The sequence below is a fragment of the Phycisphaerae bacterium genome, from assembly GCA_035275405.1.
Classification (GTDB): domain Bacteria; phylum Planctomycetota; class Phycisphaerae; order UBA1845; family UTPLA1; genus DATEMU01.
In genome coordinates, this window is record DATEMU010000015.1 from 90,422 (window position 1) to 107,937 (window position 17,516).

Consider the following 17,516-nt stretch of genomic DNA (forward strand, 5'->3'; position numbering starts at 1 on the left):
TTGTGGCCAGTTTGATCGGCCGCAAGTTGATCGCCGATTAAAAAAGTTCGCTCGGGAGGTGGCCATCATGAACGAGGGCGAGGAACGAACTACGGCAGGCCTTTTGGCCGCGTACGTGCAAAAGCAGCTCAAGCGATTCGAGAAGAACCTTGCGGCCGCGCAAACCGCCGGCGAAGTCAACGCGGTTCACGACGTTCGTGTCGCCACACGCAGGCTGGCGGAGCCGCTGGGACTAATGGCCCGCGATTTGGGCCGAAAACAGGTCCAACACGAACGGCAACTACTGCGCAAGGCTCGGCGTGCCCTTCGCAAGGTACGAGATCTTGATGTACTTCAGAAGTCGCTGATGGAGAATCCTGCCGGCGGTGGTCTGGAGCCGACCGACCTCGCCCAAGTCGAAGGCATCCTTACCCAGCGGCGCGAGAAGGCGCTTTCCAGCGCCCGGCGGCAGTGGGCGCGACTGGATTCGGACAAGCTTACTCGCCGTGTGGGCAAGTTGGCGGAGGGCTACAGGGACCTGACGCGCGAAGGTCTGGATGAGGAATTAGCCCGTCGGGTGCGAGAGCTGTTTCTGCGACGGGCCGAGCGGCTGGTGGCGCGCGATCCACGGCGTCCCGAGACCGTCGACCTGCACCAAACACGCATCTGCGTGAAGCGGCTTCGCTATGCGGCGGAATTGATGCGCGACACCCAGGTTCATACGGATCAGGGCCTGATTGACAGCCTCGCCAAGATCCAGGAGCGGTTGGGGCATTGGAACGACGATCTGGTCGCCGCACGATTGATTGCCCGGATCGCATACAAAATGAGCTCGTTGGTGGAGCAGCCGGCGTGGTCGGCGCGGCTCCTGACTTACTCTGCGGAGCGGGCGAGGTCCGCCGAGGCGGGACGTTTGGCAATCCTGAACGAATGGCCGCAAGTGGATTTCGCGCTGCAACGCTCCGTGGCGCCGTCCGAGAGCGGCGTGACGTATGCATCGGCGGCAATTGAGACTCCCGTTTAGGGATCAATGTCGAAAGGACCAGGCCGCCTTGATCGAAGCGGATCAAACGACAGAATTGCAGGCTCCCGAACCTCCGGTTGACAGCGCTTCTCCCTGGGGGGACGAACTACCGCCTCCGCTGGGTAAAACGCACGATGAAGATGAGGCCTTCCTGTCGCGCCGGCCGTCCGAGATGGTCCGGAAGCCGCCTCCCGTGAAGTTTGGTGCGATCGACGTCGGCACCAACAGTATTCACCTGGTCATGGTGGAGGTCTCGCCGGAAGGGGACTTTCGCATCCTGGGCCGCGACAAGGAAATGGTCCAATTGGGGCGCGGCGGCTTCGTCGAGCATGTTCTCACCGAGCGGGCGATGGAGGACGGACTCGCCTGCTTGACGCGGTTCGCCAAGCTGGCGCGGCTCAAGGGGGTGGGGCGGTTGCGGGCAGTGGCCACCAGCGCGGTGCGCGAGGCCCGCAACGGCGGCGATTTCGTCCAGCGTGTGCGCCGCGCCCTGGGGCTGGAACTGCATGTGCTGAGCACCGAGGAGGAGGCTCGCCTCATCTATCTCGCCGTACGCCACGCGGTCAACCTTGGCAACGACGACCATCTGGTGGTCGACGTCGGTGGGGGGAGCGTTGAGGTCATTGTCGGAAATGCGAACCGCCCCGAAGTGTTGTTCAGCGCGAAGCTGGGGGCGCTACGATTGTCGGAGCTCTACCTTAAGAAAGACCCGCCGGCCGTCGAGGAGATCAAGGCCCTGCGTCGGCATGTCGAATCGGCGCTGGCGGCCCTGGAAAACAGGGTCGGTCGGCGGAAGTTCGATCGTTGCCTGGCGACCTCCGGCACGTTCGAGCACCTTGCGGAGATTTGCACGCGGCGTCGGGGCGAGGAGCAGTCGGACACGGACGTACTCCGGGTCAGCCGCGCCGAGATCAAGACGCTTCTCTCGGATCTCATCGGGACGCGCCGTGATGAGCTGCTGAAGGTGCCGGGGATGGAGGCGCGGCGCGTTTCGACGATTCTCCCTGCTGCGACCACGCTCATGGCCCTGGCTCGAATGTTCGACATTTCGCAATTCGAGTATTGCGACATGGCACTTCGCGAGGGAATCATCATCGACCACATTGCCAGCCGCCGGGCGCATTTTCTCGCCCGGGCGACGTGGCCGGATCCGCGAACGCGCAGCGTCGTGCAACTGGCCGAGCGGTGCGGTTACAACCGGGCCCATGCCGAGCAGGTGCAGCAACTGGCCTTGTCGCTGTTCGGTCAATTGGCGGCGCTTCACCATCTCGACGATCGCTATCGGGATCTGCTGAGCTACGCGTGCCTGCTCCACGATGTCGGCTACATGATCAGCCACAAAGGGCACCACAAGCACTCCTACTATCTGATTCGCAATGGCGGCCTTCAGGGCTTCAGTGAACCGGAAATCGAGATCATCGCCAACATCGCGCGGTATCATCGCAAAGCCTGGCCGCGGAAATCACACTACAGTTACCAGCAGCTTGACCGCGAGGGTCGGGACGCCGTTTGCAAGCTGATCCCGATTATCCGTCTGGCGAATGCGCTGGACCGGACGCACTACAGCGTCGCCGACGCGCTCGATTGCCGGGTTAATGCCGATCGCGTGGAGGTGTTGGTACACAGCGGAAAGGACATGGAGCTGGAAATGTGGACGGCGCGACGGCAGTGCCCGCTGTTTGAGCGCGAATACGGAGTGCAGGTCGCCGTGAGCCTGGCATCGAACGTCAAGGAGCTGCAGACATGTCCGTAATGCTCGATGGATTGGCATCCCCCCATCGTTTTCCCGGCAAGCTGTTCATCGTCGAGGGCATCGACGGGTCGGGAAAGAGCACGCAAATTCACCTGCTGGAGCGCTGGCTCATGAGCATGGGCTATAGCGTGTTCTTCACGGAATGGAACTCCGCGGAACTGGTCAAAAAGACCACCAAGCGGGGCAAGAAAAAACGGATCCTGACGCCCACGACATTCAGCCTGCTTCATGCCACGGACTTCGCCCATCGCTTGGTCAGCAATATTCTCCCGCCTCTGAAGGCCGGGATGATCGTTCTCGCCGATCGTTACGTCTTCACCGCCTTTGCCCGCGATCATGTCCGCGGCTGCGATCGCGAATGGGTCCGCAAGGTGTATCGTTTCGCGCCCCGGCCGGACGTGGCGTTCTATTTCCGTGTGCCGATCGACATGGCGCTGCGGCGAATCACCATGGCCCGACCCACGCTCAAGGATTTTGAGGCGGGCATGGATCTCAATCTGCACACCGACCCGTTCGAGAGCTTCAAGCTGTTTCAGGGGCGAATTCTCGCCGAGTACGACCGCATGGCCCCTGAAAACGACTTCGAAGTCATCGATGCGTCGGGTAGCATCGCCGAGCAGCAGCGTCAGGTACGATCGGTCATTCTGTCGCATCTCGAACGCTACCACCGCAAACCGAGGATTGCATGAGCGAGCTTCAATTTTTTGGCAAGGGCTTGCCCTACGTCGAGAAAACCGATTATCCCGGCGTGCTCATCACTCTGGAAGGGACGGATGGCGTCGGCCGAACCACGCAACTGGTCAAGCTGCGCGAGTGGCTGGAGGTGCAGGGGTACGGCGTCATCGAGACGGGCTGGACGCGCAGCCCCTTGATTGGCCGGACCATCACACAGGCCAAGCAGGGGAGAGTTCTGAATCGGTTTACGTATTCCCTGCTCTACGCGGCGGATTTCGCAGATCGACTGGAGAAGGAGATTCTCCCGGCGCTGAGGAGTGGTTTCGTCGTTCTGGCGGATCGCTATGTTTTCACGGCGCTGGCTCGCGACGTCGTCCGTGGCGTGGAACGCGAATGGGTGCGCGACTTGTTCGGATTTGCGCCGATCCCGCATCTTGTCCTCTATCTGAAAATCGATGTTGCAACGCTCATACGCCGGGTCATCCCCCGGGGAGTCGTCGACTATTTTGAGTCAGGAATGGACCTGGCGCTCGGCGATGACCCCTACGATTGCTTCAAGCAGTATCAAACCCTTCTGATACGCGAATATAACAAGCTCGCTATGGAATTCGGTTTTCACGTCGTCAACGCGGCCATGAAACCGGAGAAAATCGAGGCAAAGTTACGCGACATCGTGACGACTTTCTTCGCCGGTCGAAAGTTCCTGGATTGGCCTGGCCAGCGAAAAGCAAACGTAAACGAGCAACCTCCCGCCGGCGCGTCCGCTACGGCGCCTCCACCCCTCATCGTCCCCGAGGCGGAGCCCCAAACGGCGGCTCGATAACAGCAGCTTTGCTCTTTCACCGTTTGCTTGATTCTGGGCACAACGCCGCGTTATCAGCCCACTCCGGCAAAGCTCCTATTCTTAATCGATATTAACTCCAGGGTCGGCAATACCGAGGCCCGTTGATCGTTCAGTCCTTGGAGCGCGCCCACGAAGGCTCGGGACGCGCAGGCGTGAGATTCTGTTGGAGAGGTGCAACATGCTGCGAGGACGAAACAAATTGATTCAGCGGTGCGGAGGGATCCCGGCACTGGGAGTGTTGGCGGCGATCGGATGTCAGGGTCTTTTACTTCCGGGCGTTCCTTCCGATGAGCCGACTCCAGGCGCCTCTGTCCTTCCGTCTGGCCTTACTTTGGACATTTCCGAATTCCCGGACGACGACGTCGCGCCGGATACAGCCAAATCCGCCGCCGAAGACCGGGTGTTTCCAAGTGAACACGCCCGGGTTTGTCATGCGGCCGGCGCGATCCTGCACGGGTTTCATCGGCTTCTCGATCGCGGTCTGTTACTGGCCGCCGCGATAAATGATGACCTCGTCGCCCCGACCAATCCTCACTTGGAAGGATCGTTCGAAGTTTCTGATCGGGTGGTCCAGTACAAAGCCGATTTCTCGGCATTCGACATCGATGGCGACGGAACCGCCGACGGCTCGGGGCAGTTCGACACCGAACCGGTGGCCATTCGACTCTGGGTTCTGGCCGACGACGGTACGCCCTCGCGCTGGCTTTGCGGGTTGATTACAACGCGCGCCACGCCGGACAATGCCGGCGCGGGCCAGGTCTTTTTGCAGCCGGGCGTGGTGCATCCGTTGGTCAACCCGGATTTCAAAGTCCACGCTCAGTGGGACCGGACGAATCCGATGCACAAGTGGAACGAGGCGTACACGGTGGGGCGGCTCCGCGTTAACGTCGACGCTTCGGCCGGCCATCATCGCGTCGATGTGGAGACGCTGGCCGAAAACACCGTTCAAAAGACGGTTCGCTCGACGACGACCATCGCCGATAGCGATTTCCTGTTCTCGGAATTGCGCTATGCCGGGCGGACGAACCGCGGCTCGCGCGTAGCGCTCGTCAACACGGAAGCCCTTGGAACTCCGAACGTTCTGGTCACCGGCCTCTGTGTCTCGCTTGAGCAATGCGAGCCGGTCCCTGGCGATCAATGCGGTTCGATTGACCCGTCGAACATGGACTTCCTCCCGGCCTCGAGCGGCGGCGCGACTGACTGGCCTGCGGATTTCCCGGACAACCCGACGTTTTAGCCACCATTTCAAATGGCGCTTCGCTTGATTTGCTCTCAAGGAGGAGTCCCTCCACTTGGCATGATTTACGACTTTCTACATCGTTTGTCGTACACGCAAAGACCCAATAAAAACTGGCCCATATATCGGTGGATGGCACACATCTTGCCTACAGGGAGGGGGACTACATTCTTTTTATGAGGCCTTTTGCAAGGTGCAATCATCGTAACAAATGGTAATCAAGGAAGTTGTGAATAGAAGTTGTGTGTCGCTGACTGACTAACAGGGTTGCGTTTTTGTGTGTGTTCGCACATAATGTCCGTGTATTTCTACACACAGCATGCATGGAACCCCAACGGTTCCAACCTCCGCTACACGGAATTTCAACGCGAGCGGCGTTCTCATGATCCGGCTTCGTTGGCATCACCTCTTCATCGTTTTCACGATTTGCATGGCGGGGATCATTCTCCTTTCACTGGAACTCCATCGCGAGTCGTTTCAGCGAGCGGGCAAGCTTCTGGAATCCGCGGCACGTCTGGACGAGAAACCGCGCTGGTTCAAACGAATCGAACAGGGCATTCTCGAACTGAGCGCCCCCGGCAACGACGTCTTTACCTCCCACGATGTGGCCTTCGAACGACGTCGCCTGGCGCAGGCCCTCGCGAGGTTGGACGAAGAGCTGAAGTCGGAAAGTGCCCGCGCTCTGGATGTCGGCTCGCTGCAAACGCGGATCGAGGCGATGGCGGGAGCGGCGCGGACCGTCTTCGATAACTTTGAGCAACTGGAGGCCCCGGGTGTCAGCGGGGAGCAGCAACGGACTCATCTGATGAAAGCGGCTCAGGCCATGTCGCGAATGGATCGAGAACAGCTTACCGCCGTTCGGGAGATCGGAATCCTCGCGGACCGCACCCGCGCCGAACAGCGGAACATCCTCGATGAACACGAGGAGAACTTTCAGGCGGGCATGGTGCGGGAACGATATTTCATCGCCGCGGGCGTCGTGTTTCTCTTCGGACTGCTCTGGATCGGCTATCGACTGCAAAAAACCAGCGAAGCCCTCGAAACCGAGCGGCGCCGGGTCCAGGAGGAACGTCGGGAGCGGCTGGCAGCGACGGGCGAGCTGTGCTCCAGCGTGGCGCATGGCATTCGCAATCCCTTGGCGGCGATTCAAAGTTCGGCCGAACTCACCCTTGAAATGGGCCGGCTCGATGAGGAATCGCGCCGGCGATTGGAAGATATTCTTTCCGAAGGCCAGCGTTTGGCCGACCGCGTGACCGGTCTGTTAGGGATCGCCCGGGTTCATGCTGAAGGATTCCAGCTACTCAATCTCCAGGACGTGGTGTCGACAGCGGTTCATGGGATCGAGCCGGAGATCAAACGGCAGGGGCTCCTCCTGCAGCGGTCATTACCCAAAGTGGCCATTTCGGTCCGCGGCGACCGGCTTCAACTCGAACAACTCGTGATCGAACTCGTGTCCAATGCGATGGAACATTCGCCGCCGGGTCAACCGATAGAGGTCCGCTGCGATCGGCCGGTTCACAATGGCACTGCAGAGATCACCGTCCAGGATGCCGGCGAAGGAGTGCCGGTGTCAGCGCGTGGGCGGCTTTTCGATCTGTTTTTTACGACCAAACCCCACGGGACGGGAATTGGTCTGGCCACGGTTCGGCGGATCGCGCGCCTGCATGGCGGCGATGTCGTTCTGGCCGATTCGCCTCGCGGGGCGAAGTTTGTGGTATCGCTACCTACAACGGATGGAGATTTGTCAGCGGCGTAACGGTGTTCAACGGGTCGCTATGCGAAGGCGGCCCTACGGGATAGCTGGATGTCAGGTCAACTTTACGGAAGCATTCGGGGAGTATGAGCAATGCCAAGAATTATGATAGTTGAGGACGAGCGGGTGCTCGCGAAGAATTTTCGCGAAAAGCTTTCCGCCGCGGGTTACGAAGTCGCGATGGTCCATAGCGCGAAAGACGCCGAGGCGACGGTCGGCTCCTTCGCACCGGACGTGATCATTCTCGATCTTCGATTGCCGGACGGCGACGGGCTGCAACTGCTGCCCCGTCTCAAGGAGGATGAGCCCTCCATGCAGGTCATCGTCGTCACGGCCCACGGTAGCGAACGGGTCGCCGTTGAAGCCATGCGCGCAGGAGCCTACGAATACCTGACCAAGCCCGTCGACCTGGAGGAATTGTCCATCGTGGTCAGCCGCGCGCTGGACCACCAGCAGATGAGCGACAACCTCCGTTTTCTTCGGAATCGCGAGGAAGTGACCAGCGGACTGGACCGTATCATCGGGGAATCCGACGCCATTCGAAATTTGAAGGAAACGATCCGCCGCTTGACGCGCAGCGACGCCCTCCGCCTCCCGAATCCTCCGACCGTGCTGATCACGGGTGAGACCGGCACCGGCAAGGACCTGGTGGCGCGAGCGATTCACTATCACGGTCCACGCCGGTCACGACCCATGATCCACGTGAACTGTACAGCCCTGCCGCCGACGCTGTTTGAGTCCGAGCTCTTCGGGCACGCGCGCGGGGCCTTCACCAGCGCCGCGCAGGCCAAGCGGGGACTCTTCGAGGTCGCCCATGGCGGGACGATTTTCCTCGATGAGATCGGACATCTCGACGCGGAGACGCAGGCGAAGCTGCTTCTGGCTGTCGAGCAGCGGCAAATCCGGCCGGTCGGATCGACGGAAACCCGCTCCATCGACGTCCACGTCATTGCGGCGACCAATCGCGATCTGCACGGGGCCGTTGCGTCGGGTCAGTTCCGGGCGGACCTCTACCACCGGCTCCGCGTCGTGGAGATTCAGCTTGAGCCGCTGCGCAATCGAAAGCAGGATATCCTGCCGTTGGTGGCGTTTTTCTTGGCTGCTCATTGCCGTCGGTTCGGGCTCACCGCCAAGACGCTCTCCTCTGAAGCGATGAACCTCCTGACGCGTTACCAGTGGCCGGGCAATGTCCGCGAACTTAGCCACCTTATCGAAAGCACCGTCCTTCAAGTGGACGGCGACGTCATCGAATCCGGAGACCTGCGCCTGACCGGCCCGAGCCACGGAGGCGATATTCGCATCGACTTGCCCGGTGGAAGGACGGTGCGGGTAGATTTTGAAAAGGCCGAGCCCAAGCTCGATGAAATTGAGCAGATTCTCCTGACTTCGGCCTTTGAGTTTACGGGTCACAACCTGAGCCGAGCGGCTCGGATTCTGGGTATTACGCGCGAGGCGCTTCGGTATCGGCTCCACAAGCATGCGGACGCCGTGCCCCATGAGGAGTAGCGGGCGACAACTTGCCGTCCTGTTGGCGTGCGCGAGCTTCGGGCTTGCAAGTCCCAAGGTGCGCGCAACCGGCGCGGCAAGTCAAATCGTCAATGATCCGGCCTCCGACGCCGTGATTCGCCTCACAGACGACGATGCCGACGGGCCATGTGATCCCGAAACCCAGGGGATGCCCGACCTCGCGCAAATGAGGCTGGGGCGATTCGCGCCGAGCGCGCCCTCCGACGACCTTTTCAGCGGTGATTGGTCGTACAACGGTGAGTTCCTGCGCTTTGACATGGTGTTTTCCGGAGTCGTCAATCCGCCCGGTCCGCTGGGCTTCGACTGGGATTACCCCGAGTACGCACCGTTCAAATATGGTCCCAATCCCGTGTTTGGATGGATCGAGTTGGACGTCGACGTGGACGTGACCACGGGCGGTGAATTAGCCCATCCCGAATTCCGGTATCTGGGAAATGTCGCACGCTTCGGGGGCCGGCCTCAGGGTTCGCAATTCACGGATCGGATGGCGGAAAATCAGTCCGCCTTTGATCAAAATGTGCTGACGGCGCCGTACGTCGATCGCTGCGGCGAGGAGTTTCACCTCGCATTCGTCGCCGAAGATATCAACGCCATTACGATCCTTGAAGAAAGACCGGGCGGCGAGCCGGCAATTTTTGAAGACGGAGAAACCTGGCTCGTGGAAGGACGGCTCTTTCATCGCGCCCACGGGTTTGAGGAGTTCGCCTTCATGTGCCCGTACGCAGAAGGTGAATACATGCCGACCGTACAACTTCGCTTTTGCCACAATGCTCAAACCGACCGGACCACGATTTCCCTCGTCTATCCGCTGACGAACGCTGCGTGTGCGGCAATAGAAGGCCCCTCCACGCCGGTCGAGGAGATCGACGGTTGCACCGACAACCAGCATTCGATGGAGGAGGCCTTGAGTGATCTCAAATTCTCCGCCACCTACGCTACATATCTGGACCGGTTGAACCCCGAGTTTCAGCTCCTGGCCGAGTGGGAATTCAAATCGGTGGCCAACCACCTTTCCCCGGCCGCGTGGCGAATCCAGGTCCTGGTAGGGACCGCCTATGGAGCACCGCAGCCAGACAATGCTTATTTCGTCTGGACCGATGTGTGGCCGAATCCTCGCTTGGGCGATTTCGACGGCAATGGTACCGTGGATGGACTCGACTCGGCCTCCTTCTACGACTATCTCGGGACCCACGACGGCCTACCGGGGACCGACGATGACCTCGATCCCTTTAACGGCCGGATCACGCTAAGCAGTTTTGCGTCAAATTTCTCGCTTTTTGATACGAACCACGACGGGCTCGTGCATCCCGCGGACCTCTCCATTCGAGGGGATATGGACCTCGATGGGGACCTCGATTTTTGGGATGTCGACGATTTTGCGCAGGCTCTCATCGATCCAGTCGCCTACCAGGAGGACCACGAGGGGGCCGACCCCGAGGCTCGGGGGGACATGAATGCCGATTTTCGGTTGGACGGGGCGGATATCGCGGTATTTACGGATACGCTCCTCGATCCAGGAGGTGTGCGAAGCCCTAACCCCTTCCCCTAGCGAGGGATGTACCTCGTAGGAAATATCGAAGATTGGCAGTAGGTAATATCTTTACCCCCTAGTTTTTTGGACGAGGGATCGGTTAGGATAGCTCACAGATTCGGAGCCTACGTACACACGGCCGTGGCTGGGTGTCAAACGGCATGGAGAATCGTACACACAGGCCATGCGGCGGCACGCCGCGTCGGGGCCTGACGCTGATTGAGTTGTTACTCGTGATCAGCGTTTTAGGCCTGCTTTCTGCCATCCTGATCCCTGCGCTGAGTTCCGGGCGCCACGCCGCGATGGATCTGAAATGTCGATCGGGCTTGCGCACGATTACGACGAGCTTTATGGACTTTGCGAGCGAAAGCGGCGCGGGTCGGCGCGGCGACAGCGACCAATTTGCCGCGGGACAATTCCGGCTTGAGGATTTCCAGGAGTCCATTTATCAGGTCGACGAATTCTGGAATGACCCGACAGAAGACCGCGTCACGATCGACTCTCGCACGCTCCCGTTGGCCTGCCCGGCGAGCCCGGCGACGCTGGAGCGCCGCTCGGGCGTCCCCTGCAGCCGCGGCGCGGTTGGTCCCCGAAAAAATATCAGCGTCGGCTTTAATCGCCGGCTCGATACGACGACGCGATTCATCGACGACCGCGCGTTCCCGCAGAACGCGTACGTGACCGAAAAAATTCTCAATTACGCCGATGTCCCCCTCGTCTTTGACGTCGATGGCGAGAAATCGGCCGCCAACAATGTCATTCCCTATTACAGCGCGCCGCCGCTGGCGCGCCAGGACATCCCCGACATCTATTCGTCGGGACGATACTGGATCCCCTCCTTCCGTCATCGCGGCAGCATGAATGTCGCCTTCATCGGTGGCCACGTCCTCTCCTCGCGCCAGCCCACGCAGGAGCCATGGTGGCGCTGGGACTATGAACCCGAGATGTGACGCCCGATTCCCTGCGAATTGCCTAATCCGTTGAGGGACGGCTCGTCGGTTGTGGATCGCTCTCTTCATCCGCGGAGGGCTGAGTCGTCGTCGGCTCTGGTTGGGGTGGTTCGGGGAAGTTTCCGATTTCCGATGGTCGCGCCAGCCTCACCCTAATGTCGATGCGCTGCCAGCGGCGTTTGAGGGTAATGGTGACCTCTTCTCCGGCCGCACGATCGCTCAGCTTTCGCTGCAAACTCAGAAGATCGCCCACGTGCTGGCCTTCGAGCGCGATGATGATATCGCCGGGTTGCAGGTCTGCTTGCGCCGCGGGGGAGGGATCGGCGACGGCCTCGATCCGGACGCCGCGGGCCTGCGGAAACAGCTCCTCCAGAAACGGAATTGCGTCCTCCTCGTCCGGCCCCAGGAGGACGCCGATCTTGCCCGGTTCGATGACCTCGCCCGCCGTCAGGCGGGCAAGCACGGCATCCACCTTGTCCTTGTAGATCGCAAAGCCGATCCCGCTATCGTACCAGCCGACGCCTTCGATTTGACCCCCGGCGCCGGCCATGGGCACGATCAGTCCGAGCACTCGCCCTTCGATGTCGATCAGCGGGCCGCCGTAATTGACAGGGGATGTCTTGGCGTCGGTTTGCATGGCCAGGCCATTGCGGCGGGCCACCGCGCTGACAATGCCCAGGGAAACCGACGGCACCTCTCCGCCCAGCGCCCGACCGCACGCGATGGCGTATTGGCCGACCCGGACGTCCGTGCGCGCCGCCCACTGCGCCGCGGGAAGGTCTGTCGCGTCGATTTTCACGAGCGCCAGGCGGCGGATGAAATCGCGGGCGAGTAGCTTGGCGACGAAGCGGCGACCGTCCGAGAGCGTGACTGTGATCACGGTCGGCTCGCGAGCGAAATTGAAGCTGCTGGTCAGGATGAGACCGTCGGAGGAGAGTATGATTCCCGTGGTAGGCCCGTCAGCGAGCCGAAACCGCTCCTCCATCCGTCCGCGCCCGCCTTCTCGAACCGGCTGTGCACCGCCGACGGTCTCCAGGGTAACCACGAATGGGGCGACGGTTTCCACGGCGCTGCGAATGGCCTGTCCCAGATCGCGAGCGTGTTCGACGGCATCGGGCGACGCGTGAATCGCGGCACCTGCTAGTCCCACCAGGGCGTGCATGAAGGTCGCGCTCATGGCTCTGCTCCGACGGTGACGTTCAGCGTAATCAACTGCGCGCCGCGCTTGATGGTCAGGGGTACGGACTGGCCGGGCACCAATTCGCGAATGACCTCCTCATAGCTTTCAGCCGAGGAGATTCGCCGGCCGTCAATAGCGAGTATCAAGTCGTCGGCCCGCACACCCGCGGTTTCGGCGGGCGAGCCGGGGCGAACGCGATCCACGAAGGCGGAGACGTGGCGATAACCGAGTTTGGCAAGCTTGATCCCAATATAGGGCTTTTGGCCTTCCACGCTGGCAGGTCGATCGGGGCTGGTCCCCGCTGGGCGGGATGCCACCTCGCCACCGAGGAAGGCCGTGAGTTCTTCGGCGGGAAGCGCGAAGTTGATTCGCGTGAACGTGTTTTCCGCCTCGACGATCTTGCCTACCAGGCCGACGAAGTTCCCGCTCAAGTCCAGGAGTGGACCACCCGCCGCTCCGGGATTGGCCGTGATGGCGTCGAATATCAGCAGGGGGCCGGCGTAATCGAACTGTTGCGCGAGTCGGCGCGTGGCGACGGGGCCGTGAAAGCTGAGTATCCCGCGGTTCATCGACACGGCCTCGCGGCCTTCGGCGATCTTGAACCAATTCCCGAGGGCGACGACGGCGTCTCCAATCTGAAGGTGCTTGGAAGCGTGCGGGGCAAGAAATGGCAAGTCGCCGCCGTCAATCTTGAGGAGTGCGAGCTGCCGGTTCTCGTCCGACCGCACCAGCTTTCCGTCGAGTCGCCGACCGTCCGCCAGGATGACCTGCACCTTGCCCGTGCTGACCATGAGCGACAAGGCCGTAACGATACGTCCGTCCGGCGAGACCAGGACGCCCGTGCCGTAGCCGTGCTCACGGCCTGCGCCCGGTCCATAAAGCTTCACGACCGCGGCGCTGGCGCGATCAAAAACTGATGTTAGCGGGTGCTCCGACGAGCGGGTGGATAGACCCGGCGAATGGCCGACGGCGACGGTCGAAGCAATGGTGACCAAGGTGACGCCGATGGCGAACACCAAAGCCAGAATGATCTGGTAACGCCGCGTCATTGCGGTTTTTCCTGTATCTGGATCACCTCAAACTGATCCTCCGCGAACGGGGTGTCGTCCAGGAGTGTCCAGCGGCGATAGGGCAGCTTCAGCGCGCCGGTCGAAGACCGGCCCTGGCGGACCCGCCGATAGTCGTCGTACTCGTAACGGACTCGCTTTCCACTGGTCGCGTGGTTGAATTCGACGGCCAGCAAGCGGCCATTGGCATCATCGAAAGCGGCCGTGAATGAAAAATCCGTGCCGATCTTGTCTTCGATCACGACCGCGATATTCCCGCGAATTTCGTCCCCACCCACCACTTTGCAGTCCCGGTCGGGCTTGTCCGCCGCCGCTTGCAGGAGCCGCCAGCGTATCGCCTCTTCGATCGCGTCGGGTGGGGCAGTCGGCTCGATTTGAACTTTGGCAGGCCGCTGGTGGGTGAATGCAAAGGCCGCTCCCGCATCACCCGGTTTGGAAACGAGAAACCTCTTCCCGCGATAGACGAGGATCTGAATATCGTCGAGACCGTCGGCCCCGCCCATCGCCCGGGCATACGACTTCAAGGCCTTGCGTACCGCCTCGCGATTGGCGCTTCGGGTGACGGCAGTCTCGGCATAGGGATCGAAGCGGTTTGCGGCGGGACTTTGCCGTCCTCGCGTCAGATCAGGAAGCGGCAGGGCATCCAAACGAAACCGGACCTTTTCGGTTTTTTCGAGACGGCGGTAGATCATCTCCACGGGCCAATCGGCGGGAAACGTTCCCAGGAGCGAAAGGAAATGATTAGCGCTTTGGATATCGACGCCGGCGAACCGCACCAGTCGATCTCCGTTTCGGATTCCGGCGCGATACGCGACCGAGCCATCCTCGACCTGGTCAATGACGATTCCACCGTCCGCATCGGCGGCGATGAACCCGGCTGATCCGTGGGCCGGTGAGAGCCCGGCGCGAAGGGCCGGAAGAAAGCGTCGAATCTGGTTGATGGTGATGGCAAACCCGACTCCGACGTTGACCCGCCCGCGCTCCTCGATGGCGACGCGCCCGTTGATGCCGACGAGACGGCCGTTCAGGTCAAAGAGCGGGCCGCCGGAGTTGCCGGGGTTGATCGACGTATCGACCTGAATGCAATCGGAATAGGTCAGCGCGCCACGGGTCCCTGCCTGGTATCGGTGCAATCCCGAAACGATGCCGAGCGTCGCGGTGGGTGTGTAATCGTCGGCCAGGCCAAATGGATTGCCGAGGGCGACGCAGGGATCGCCAATGCGAAGGTCGTTGGCGTCGCCGAACTCCACCGCGGTGAACGACTCTCGCTTGGTGAAGCGAAAAACGGCGACATCTCCTCCGGGGTCCATGCCAAGGACTTCGATCTCTCGAAGTTTGCCATCGTGCAATCCCACGTCGCCCAGACGTTGGGGAAGCATCGGCGCGACGACGTGAAAGTTGGTCAGCCCGTACCCCTCGGCATCGATAATGACTCCCGACCCGCCGCCGATATGGTTGTCCTTTGTAAACAGGCTGGCGACGGAAGGCGAAAGTCGCTGGATAAGTTCAATACGGGCGGCCTCGGCCGCGCGAACCGAGGGCGCGGGAGATGCGGCGGCGCCCGAAGCAAACAGCAAATGAAAAAGTGCAAAGAGTGAAGCGACCCGGAGCGCGCATGGACTCCCGTATTCGCAATTCGTTATTCGCCATTCGCATTTGCGGTGCATTCGCTTTAGTCGGCCGGTCCCGCCGAGGCGCGGATCAACCGCGCATCAGCCCAATCGCCGTGATCCGCCAGATCGAGTTCCGGCCCGGCGAGACATTCCAGAGTCAGTTCGCGTACCCCGTGCACGTCGACGGCGATGGACTCAGATTCACGCGCGGTCATGACGTCGGATTTGTAAAGTACACGGTCATCGCCGCGCACTCGAAAGACGGCGGCCCCGCCGGCGGCGCTGTCATCAATGCCGATCGTTGAGAGGAACCGATCGAAACCACCATCAAGCTTGTACGACAAAATAGTGTCGGCGTGTACGCCGAGTCCCCTGGAGTGGCTCCGCCCGTTCAGGACAAGGGGGCCGCCGGTCACGCTTGTATCGCGGCGGGGCGGCCAGGAAACGTCGAACAGCGATCGTTGCGTTGTTGTGGATGGCTCCAGCTCGGAGACATAAACGACGCGGTCGCTCCGCAGGGCGATCGTCGAGACCGCGTCCCAGGGGAGACTTATTTGACCCAATGGTCCGGCATCGATCGCAATCGACGTGTGGTCCGCGGAACGGATTTGCCCGACGATTCGGTTACGCCCGGCCAGGTTCAGCGTGGCGGAACCGGTTTTGGAAGGAGGCCTGACGCCCCCGAGCACCACGCCGAACGCCTTATCCAGTGATGCGACCTGCAGCTTGTCACCGAATCGAAACGTCCATCGATCAGGTTCGAGGCGCTCGAGCGCGCCCGGCAGAACGACGGCCTTGGACCCCTGCGGCACCACGAGCAGATCGCGGCCCGCAGCGCGCTGCGCTAGCCGGGAATCAAATTCCGCCTCGGCGGCGCCATGGTTAGGCCGGCCGAATCGGATACCCGCCAATGCGTCCAGTCTCAGTACCAGCGGCTCTTTAAGGCCGACATCGACGCGCAGGTCCCGGCCGGACTCGTCCTCGGGTTTTAGCAGGACGCCTTCCAGCACTCCACCATCGGTGAGGTAAAAAGTGCAGAACGTCCCTGCGGAGCGCGCATTCGGTTCCTGGGGAGTCGAATTCAGCATAACGCGTTCCAGGTTCGACAGGGGAATCTCCCCGCTTCCCTTGGGTGTGTGGTACCGTAACACGTCAGTCTGGATCGAATCGATCTGGATATCGAGTTGGGCGCCCTCGACCGTCAGGACTTGCGCGGCCGGTTGCGTGGCGGCCGCCGGTCGGTCCGCCGCCATCACGAGTAATAGCGTCGTGCAGAGGCCGATCACTTTGCGGGTGCGTCCTTGGCCAGTTGCTGGTAATACTGTTCGAGCAATTCCCGGTATTGGCTCGGAAAGCGGCGCTGGAGAGTCTGCAGAATCTCCTCGCGCTCGCGCGGCGGCATCTTTCCCCAGGCCTCGCCGGGAGACGCACGGACCTTGCGGAGTTCGCCGACCTGCGATTGGCCGCCGGGTGTGGTCGAGCGCGTCGCCCCGCCGGGCTTGTTACCGCCCTGGGGCGCTCCACCGCCTTTCTTTCCGCCGCCCTTGCCCTTCGATTTTTCCTGATTCTCCGCCTCATCGATCATGGCGGTCAACAATTCTACGGCCTCCTTTTGGCGCACGGTAACAGGCTCATGTGTTTCGCCCAGGTGGATTCGCCGTCTCGCGTAGTTGAGCAGGTCGCGAACATCGCCCATGCCGCCGGGACTCCGCCGCGATAGTTCGGTGACGATTTGCGTCGCCGTGACGCGAAGGCGATCCGGCGCGGCGGGGTAGCGGGCGAGCAATTCCGTCAGCGCCGTCAGCGCATCCTCGTATTGGAGGGCATGGACTCGGCAATAGCCGAGCATGAAAAGGAAATGGTCGTGCTGCAGCGTGTAACGGTCCACGGGATCGTGCGCCTCGCGAACGCGATCGAGTATCTCCAAAGCATGGTCCATCTGCTCCAGTTCGATCAGCGCGGTGGCGGCCAGCGAGGCAGAGGCGACGGCCAGGTAGGGGTCCTCGTCCTTGGAAAGGGCGTCAAAGATGTCGGCCGCCTTGTCGGGCTTTTCGGAGGCCAAGAGGTCGAGGCCGATCTTGAATGGCTCCGATAGGACGGCCAGCGAGTTATTGATGAAATCGCCGCGCCCGTCGGCGAGGGCCGAATCACGCGACTTCACCACAAAGTCCCGCGCCTTCGCGTCGTAGGCGTCGGAGGCTCCAACGTGACTCAGAAACGCCGCGATGACTTCCTCGGGCGGCACGACCGGCGCCACAGCCGGCCGCGACTCGGGCAAGGGCCCGATGGACTTGACGGGCGGTGACTCCGGCGCCGCGAAAGCCGGACTGACGGCCGCTAGGGCCAATACGGTGGACATGCGGAGCCGGTCTCGAATCATCAT

The 17,516-nt window shown here is 61.4% G+C and carries 14 protein-coding genes; 9 read left to right on the forward strand and 5 right to left on the reverse strand.

Annotated elements, in window-relative coordinates; translation table 11 throughout:
• Positions 1 to 67 precede the first annotated feature (67 nt).
• From VJZ71_18170 to VJZ71_18210, 9 genes are all read left to right on the forward strand, one after another.
• The gene (locus VJZ71_18170; protein HKQ50007.1) at positions 68 to 1,003 is read left to right on the forward strand and encodes a CHAD domain-containing protein; all 936 of its coding nucleotides are present in this window, start codon (positions 68 to 70) and stop codon (positions 1,001 to 1,003) included.
• A gap of 193 nt (positions 1,004 to 1,196) precedes the next feature.
• Positions 1,197 to 2,756: a Ppx/GppA phosphatase family protein gene (locus VJZ71_18175; GenBank protein HKQ50008.1), complete on the forward strand. Its 1,560-nt coding sequence runs from the start codon at positions 1,197 to 1,199 to the stop codon at positions 2,754 to 2,756.
• Positions 2,747 to 3,445 carry a thymidylate kinase gene (locus tag VJZ71_18180; protein HKQ50009.1) on the forward strand — a complete coding sequence of 233 codons (699 nt, stop codon included), beginning with the start codon at positions 2,747 to 2,749 and terminating at the stop codon, positions 3,443 to 3,445. The genes VJZ71_18175 and VJZ71_18180 overlap by 10 nt, the downstream gene beginning before the upstream one ends.
• On the forward strand, positions 3,442 to 4,254 hold the full coding sequence (locus VJZ71_18185) for a thymidylate kinase (GenBank protein HKQ50010.1): 813 nt from the start codon (positions 3,442 to 3,444) through the stop codon (positions 4,252 to 4,254). Before VJZ71_18180 ends, VJZ71_18185 begins: the two co-directional genes overlap by 4 nt.
• Positions 4,255 to 4,453: 199 nt before the next feature.
• A complete protein-coding gene (locus VJZ71_18190; protein ID HKQ50011.1) occupies positions 4,454 to 5,512 on the forward strand; it encodes a hypothetical protein in 1,059 nt (352 codons plus the stop codon).
• 382 nt (positions 5,513 to 5,894) lie between these two features.
• Entirely contained in the window at positions 5,895 to 7,268 is a 1,374-nt protein-coding gene (locus tag VJZ71_18195; GenBank protein HKQ50012.1) for an ATP-binding protein, read from the forward strand.
• A gap of 90 nt (positions 7,269 to 7,358) precedes the next feature.
• Positions 7,359 to 8,771 (forward strand): sigma-54 dependent transcriptional regulator, encoded by a 1,413-nt coding sequence (locus tag VJZ71_18200; protein ID HKQ50013.1) that lies wholly within the window; start codon positions 7,359 to 7,361, stop codon positions 8,769 to 8,771.
• A complete protein-coding gene (locus tag VJZ71_18205; GenBank protein HKQ50014.1) occupies positions 8,761 to 10,341 on the forward strand; it encodes a hypothetical protein in 1,581 nt (526 codons plus the stop codon). The genes VJZ71_18200 and VJZ71_18205 overlap by 11 nt, the downstream gene beginning before the upstream one ends.
• A 143-nt stretch (positions 10,342 to 10,484) precedes the next feature.
• Positions 10,485 to 11,273, forward strand: coding sequence for a type II secretion system protein (locus VJZ71_18210; protein ID HKQ50015.1), 789 nt, complete (start codon positions 10,485 to 10,487; stop codon positions 11,271 to 11,273).
• Positions 11,274 to 11,295: 22 nt separating this feature from the next.
• Here VJZ71_18210 and VJZ71_18215 read toward each other — a convergent pair whose 3' ends face one another.
• From VJZ71_18215 to VJZ71_18235, 5 genes are read right to left on the reverse strand one after another with little or no spacing between them, the layout of a single operon-like run.
• Positions 11,296 to 12,450 carry a trypsin-like peptidase domain-containing protein gene (locus VJZ71_18215; protein ID HKQ50016.1) on the reverse strand — a complete coding sequence of 385 codons (1,155 nt, stop codon included), beginning with the start codon at positions 12,448 to 12,450 and terminating at the stop codon, positions 11,296 to 11,298.
• Positions 12,447 to 13,502, reverse strand: coding sequence for a trypsin-like peptidase domain-containing protein (locus VJZ71_18220; protein ID HKQ50017.1), 1,056 nt, complete (start codon positions 13,500 to 13,502; stop codon positions 12,447 to 12,449). Before VJZ71_18220 ends, VJZ71_18215 begins: the two co-directional genes overlap by 4 nt.
• Positions 13,499 to 15,187 carry a trypsin-like peptidase domain-containing protein gene (locus VJZ71_18225; protein ID HKQ50018.1) on the reverse strand — a complete coding sequence of 563 codons (1,689 nt, stop codon included), beginning with the start codon at positions 15,185 to 15,187 and terminating at the stop codon, positions 13,499 to 13,501. The genes VJZ71_18220 and VJZ71_18225 overlap by 4 nt, the downstream gene beginning before the upstream one ends.
• Before the next feature lie 5 nt (positions 15,188 to 15,192).
• Positions 15,193 to 16,419: an NPCBM/NEW2 domain-containing protein gene (locus VJZ71_18230; GenBank protein ID HKQ50019.1), complete on the reverse strand. Its 1,227-nt coding sequence runs from the start codon at positions 16,417 to 16,419 to the stop codon at positions 15,193 to 15,195.
• Positions 16,416 to 17,492 carry a hypothetical protein gene (locus VJZ71_18235; GenBank protein ID HKQ50020.1) on the reverse strand — a complete coding sequence of 359 codons (1,077 nt, stop codon included), beginning with the start codon at positions 17,490 to 17,492 and terminating at the stop codon, positions 16,416 to 16,418. The genes VJZ71_18230 and VJZ71_18235 overlap by 4 nt, the downstream gene beginning before the upstream one ends.
• Positions 17,493 to 17,516 lie beyond the last annotated feature (24 nt).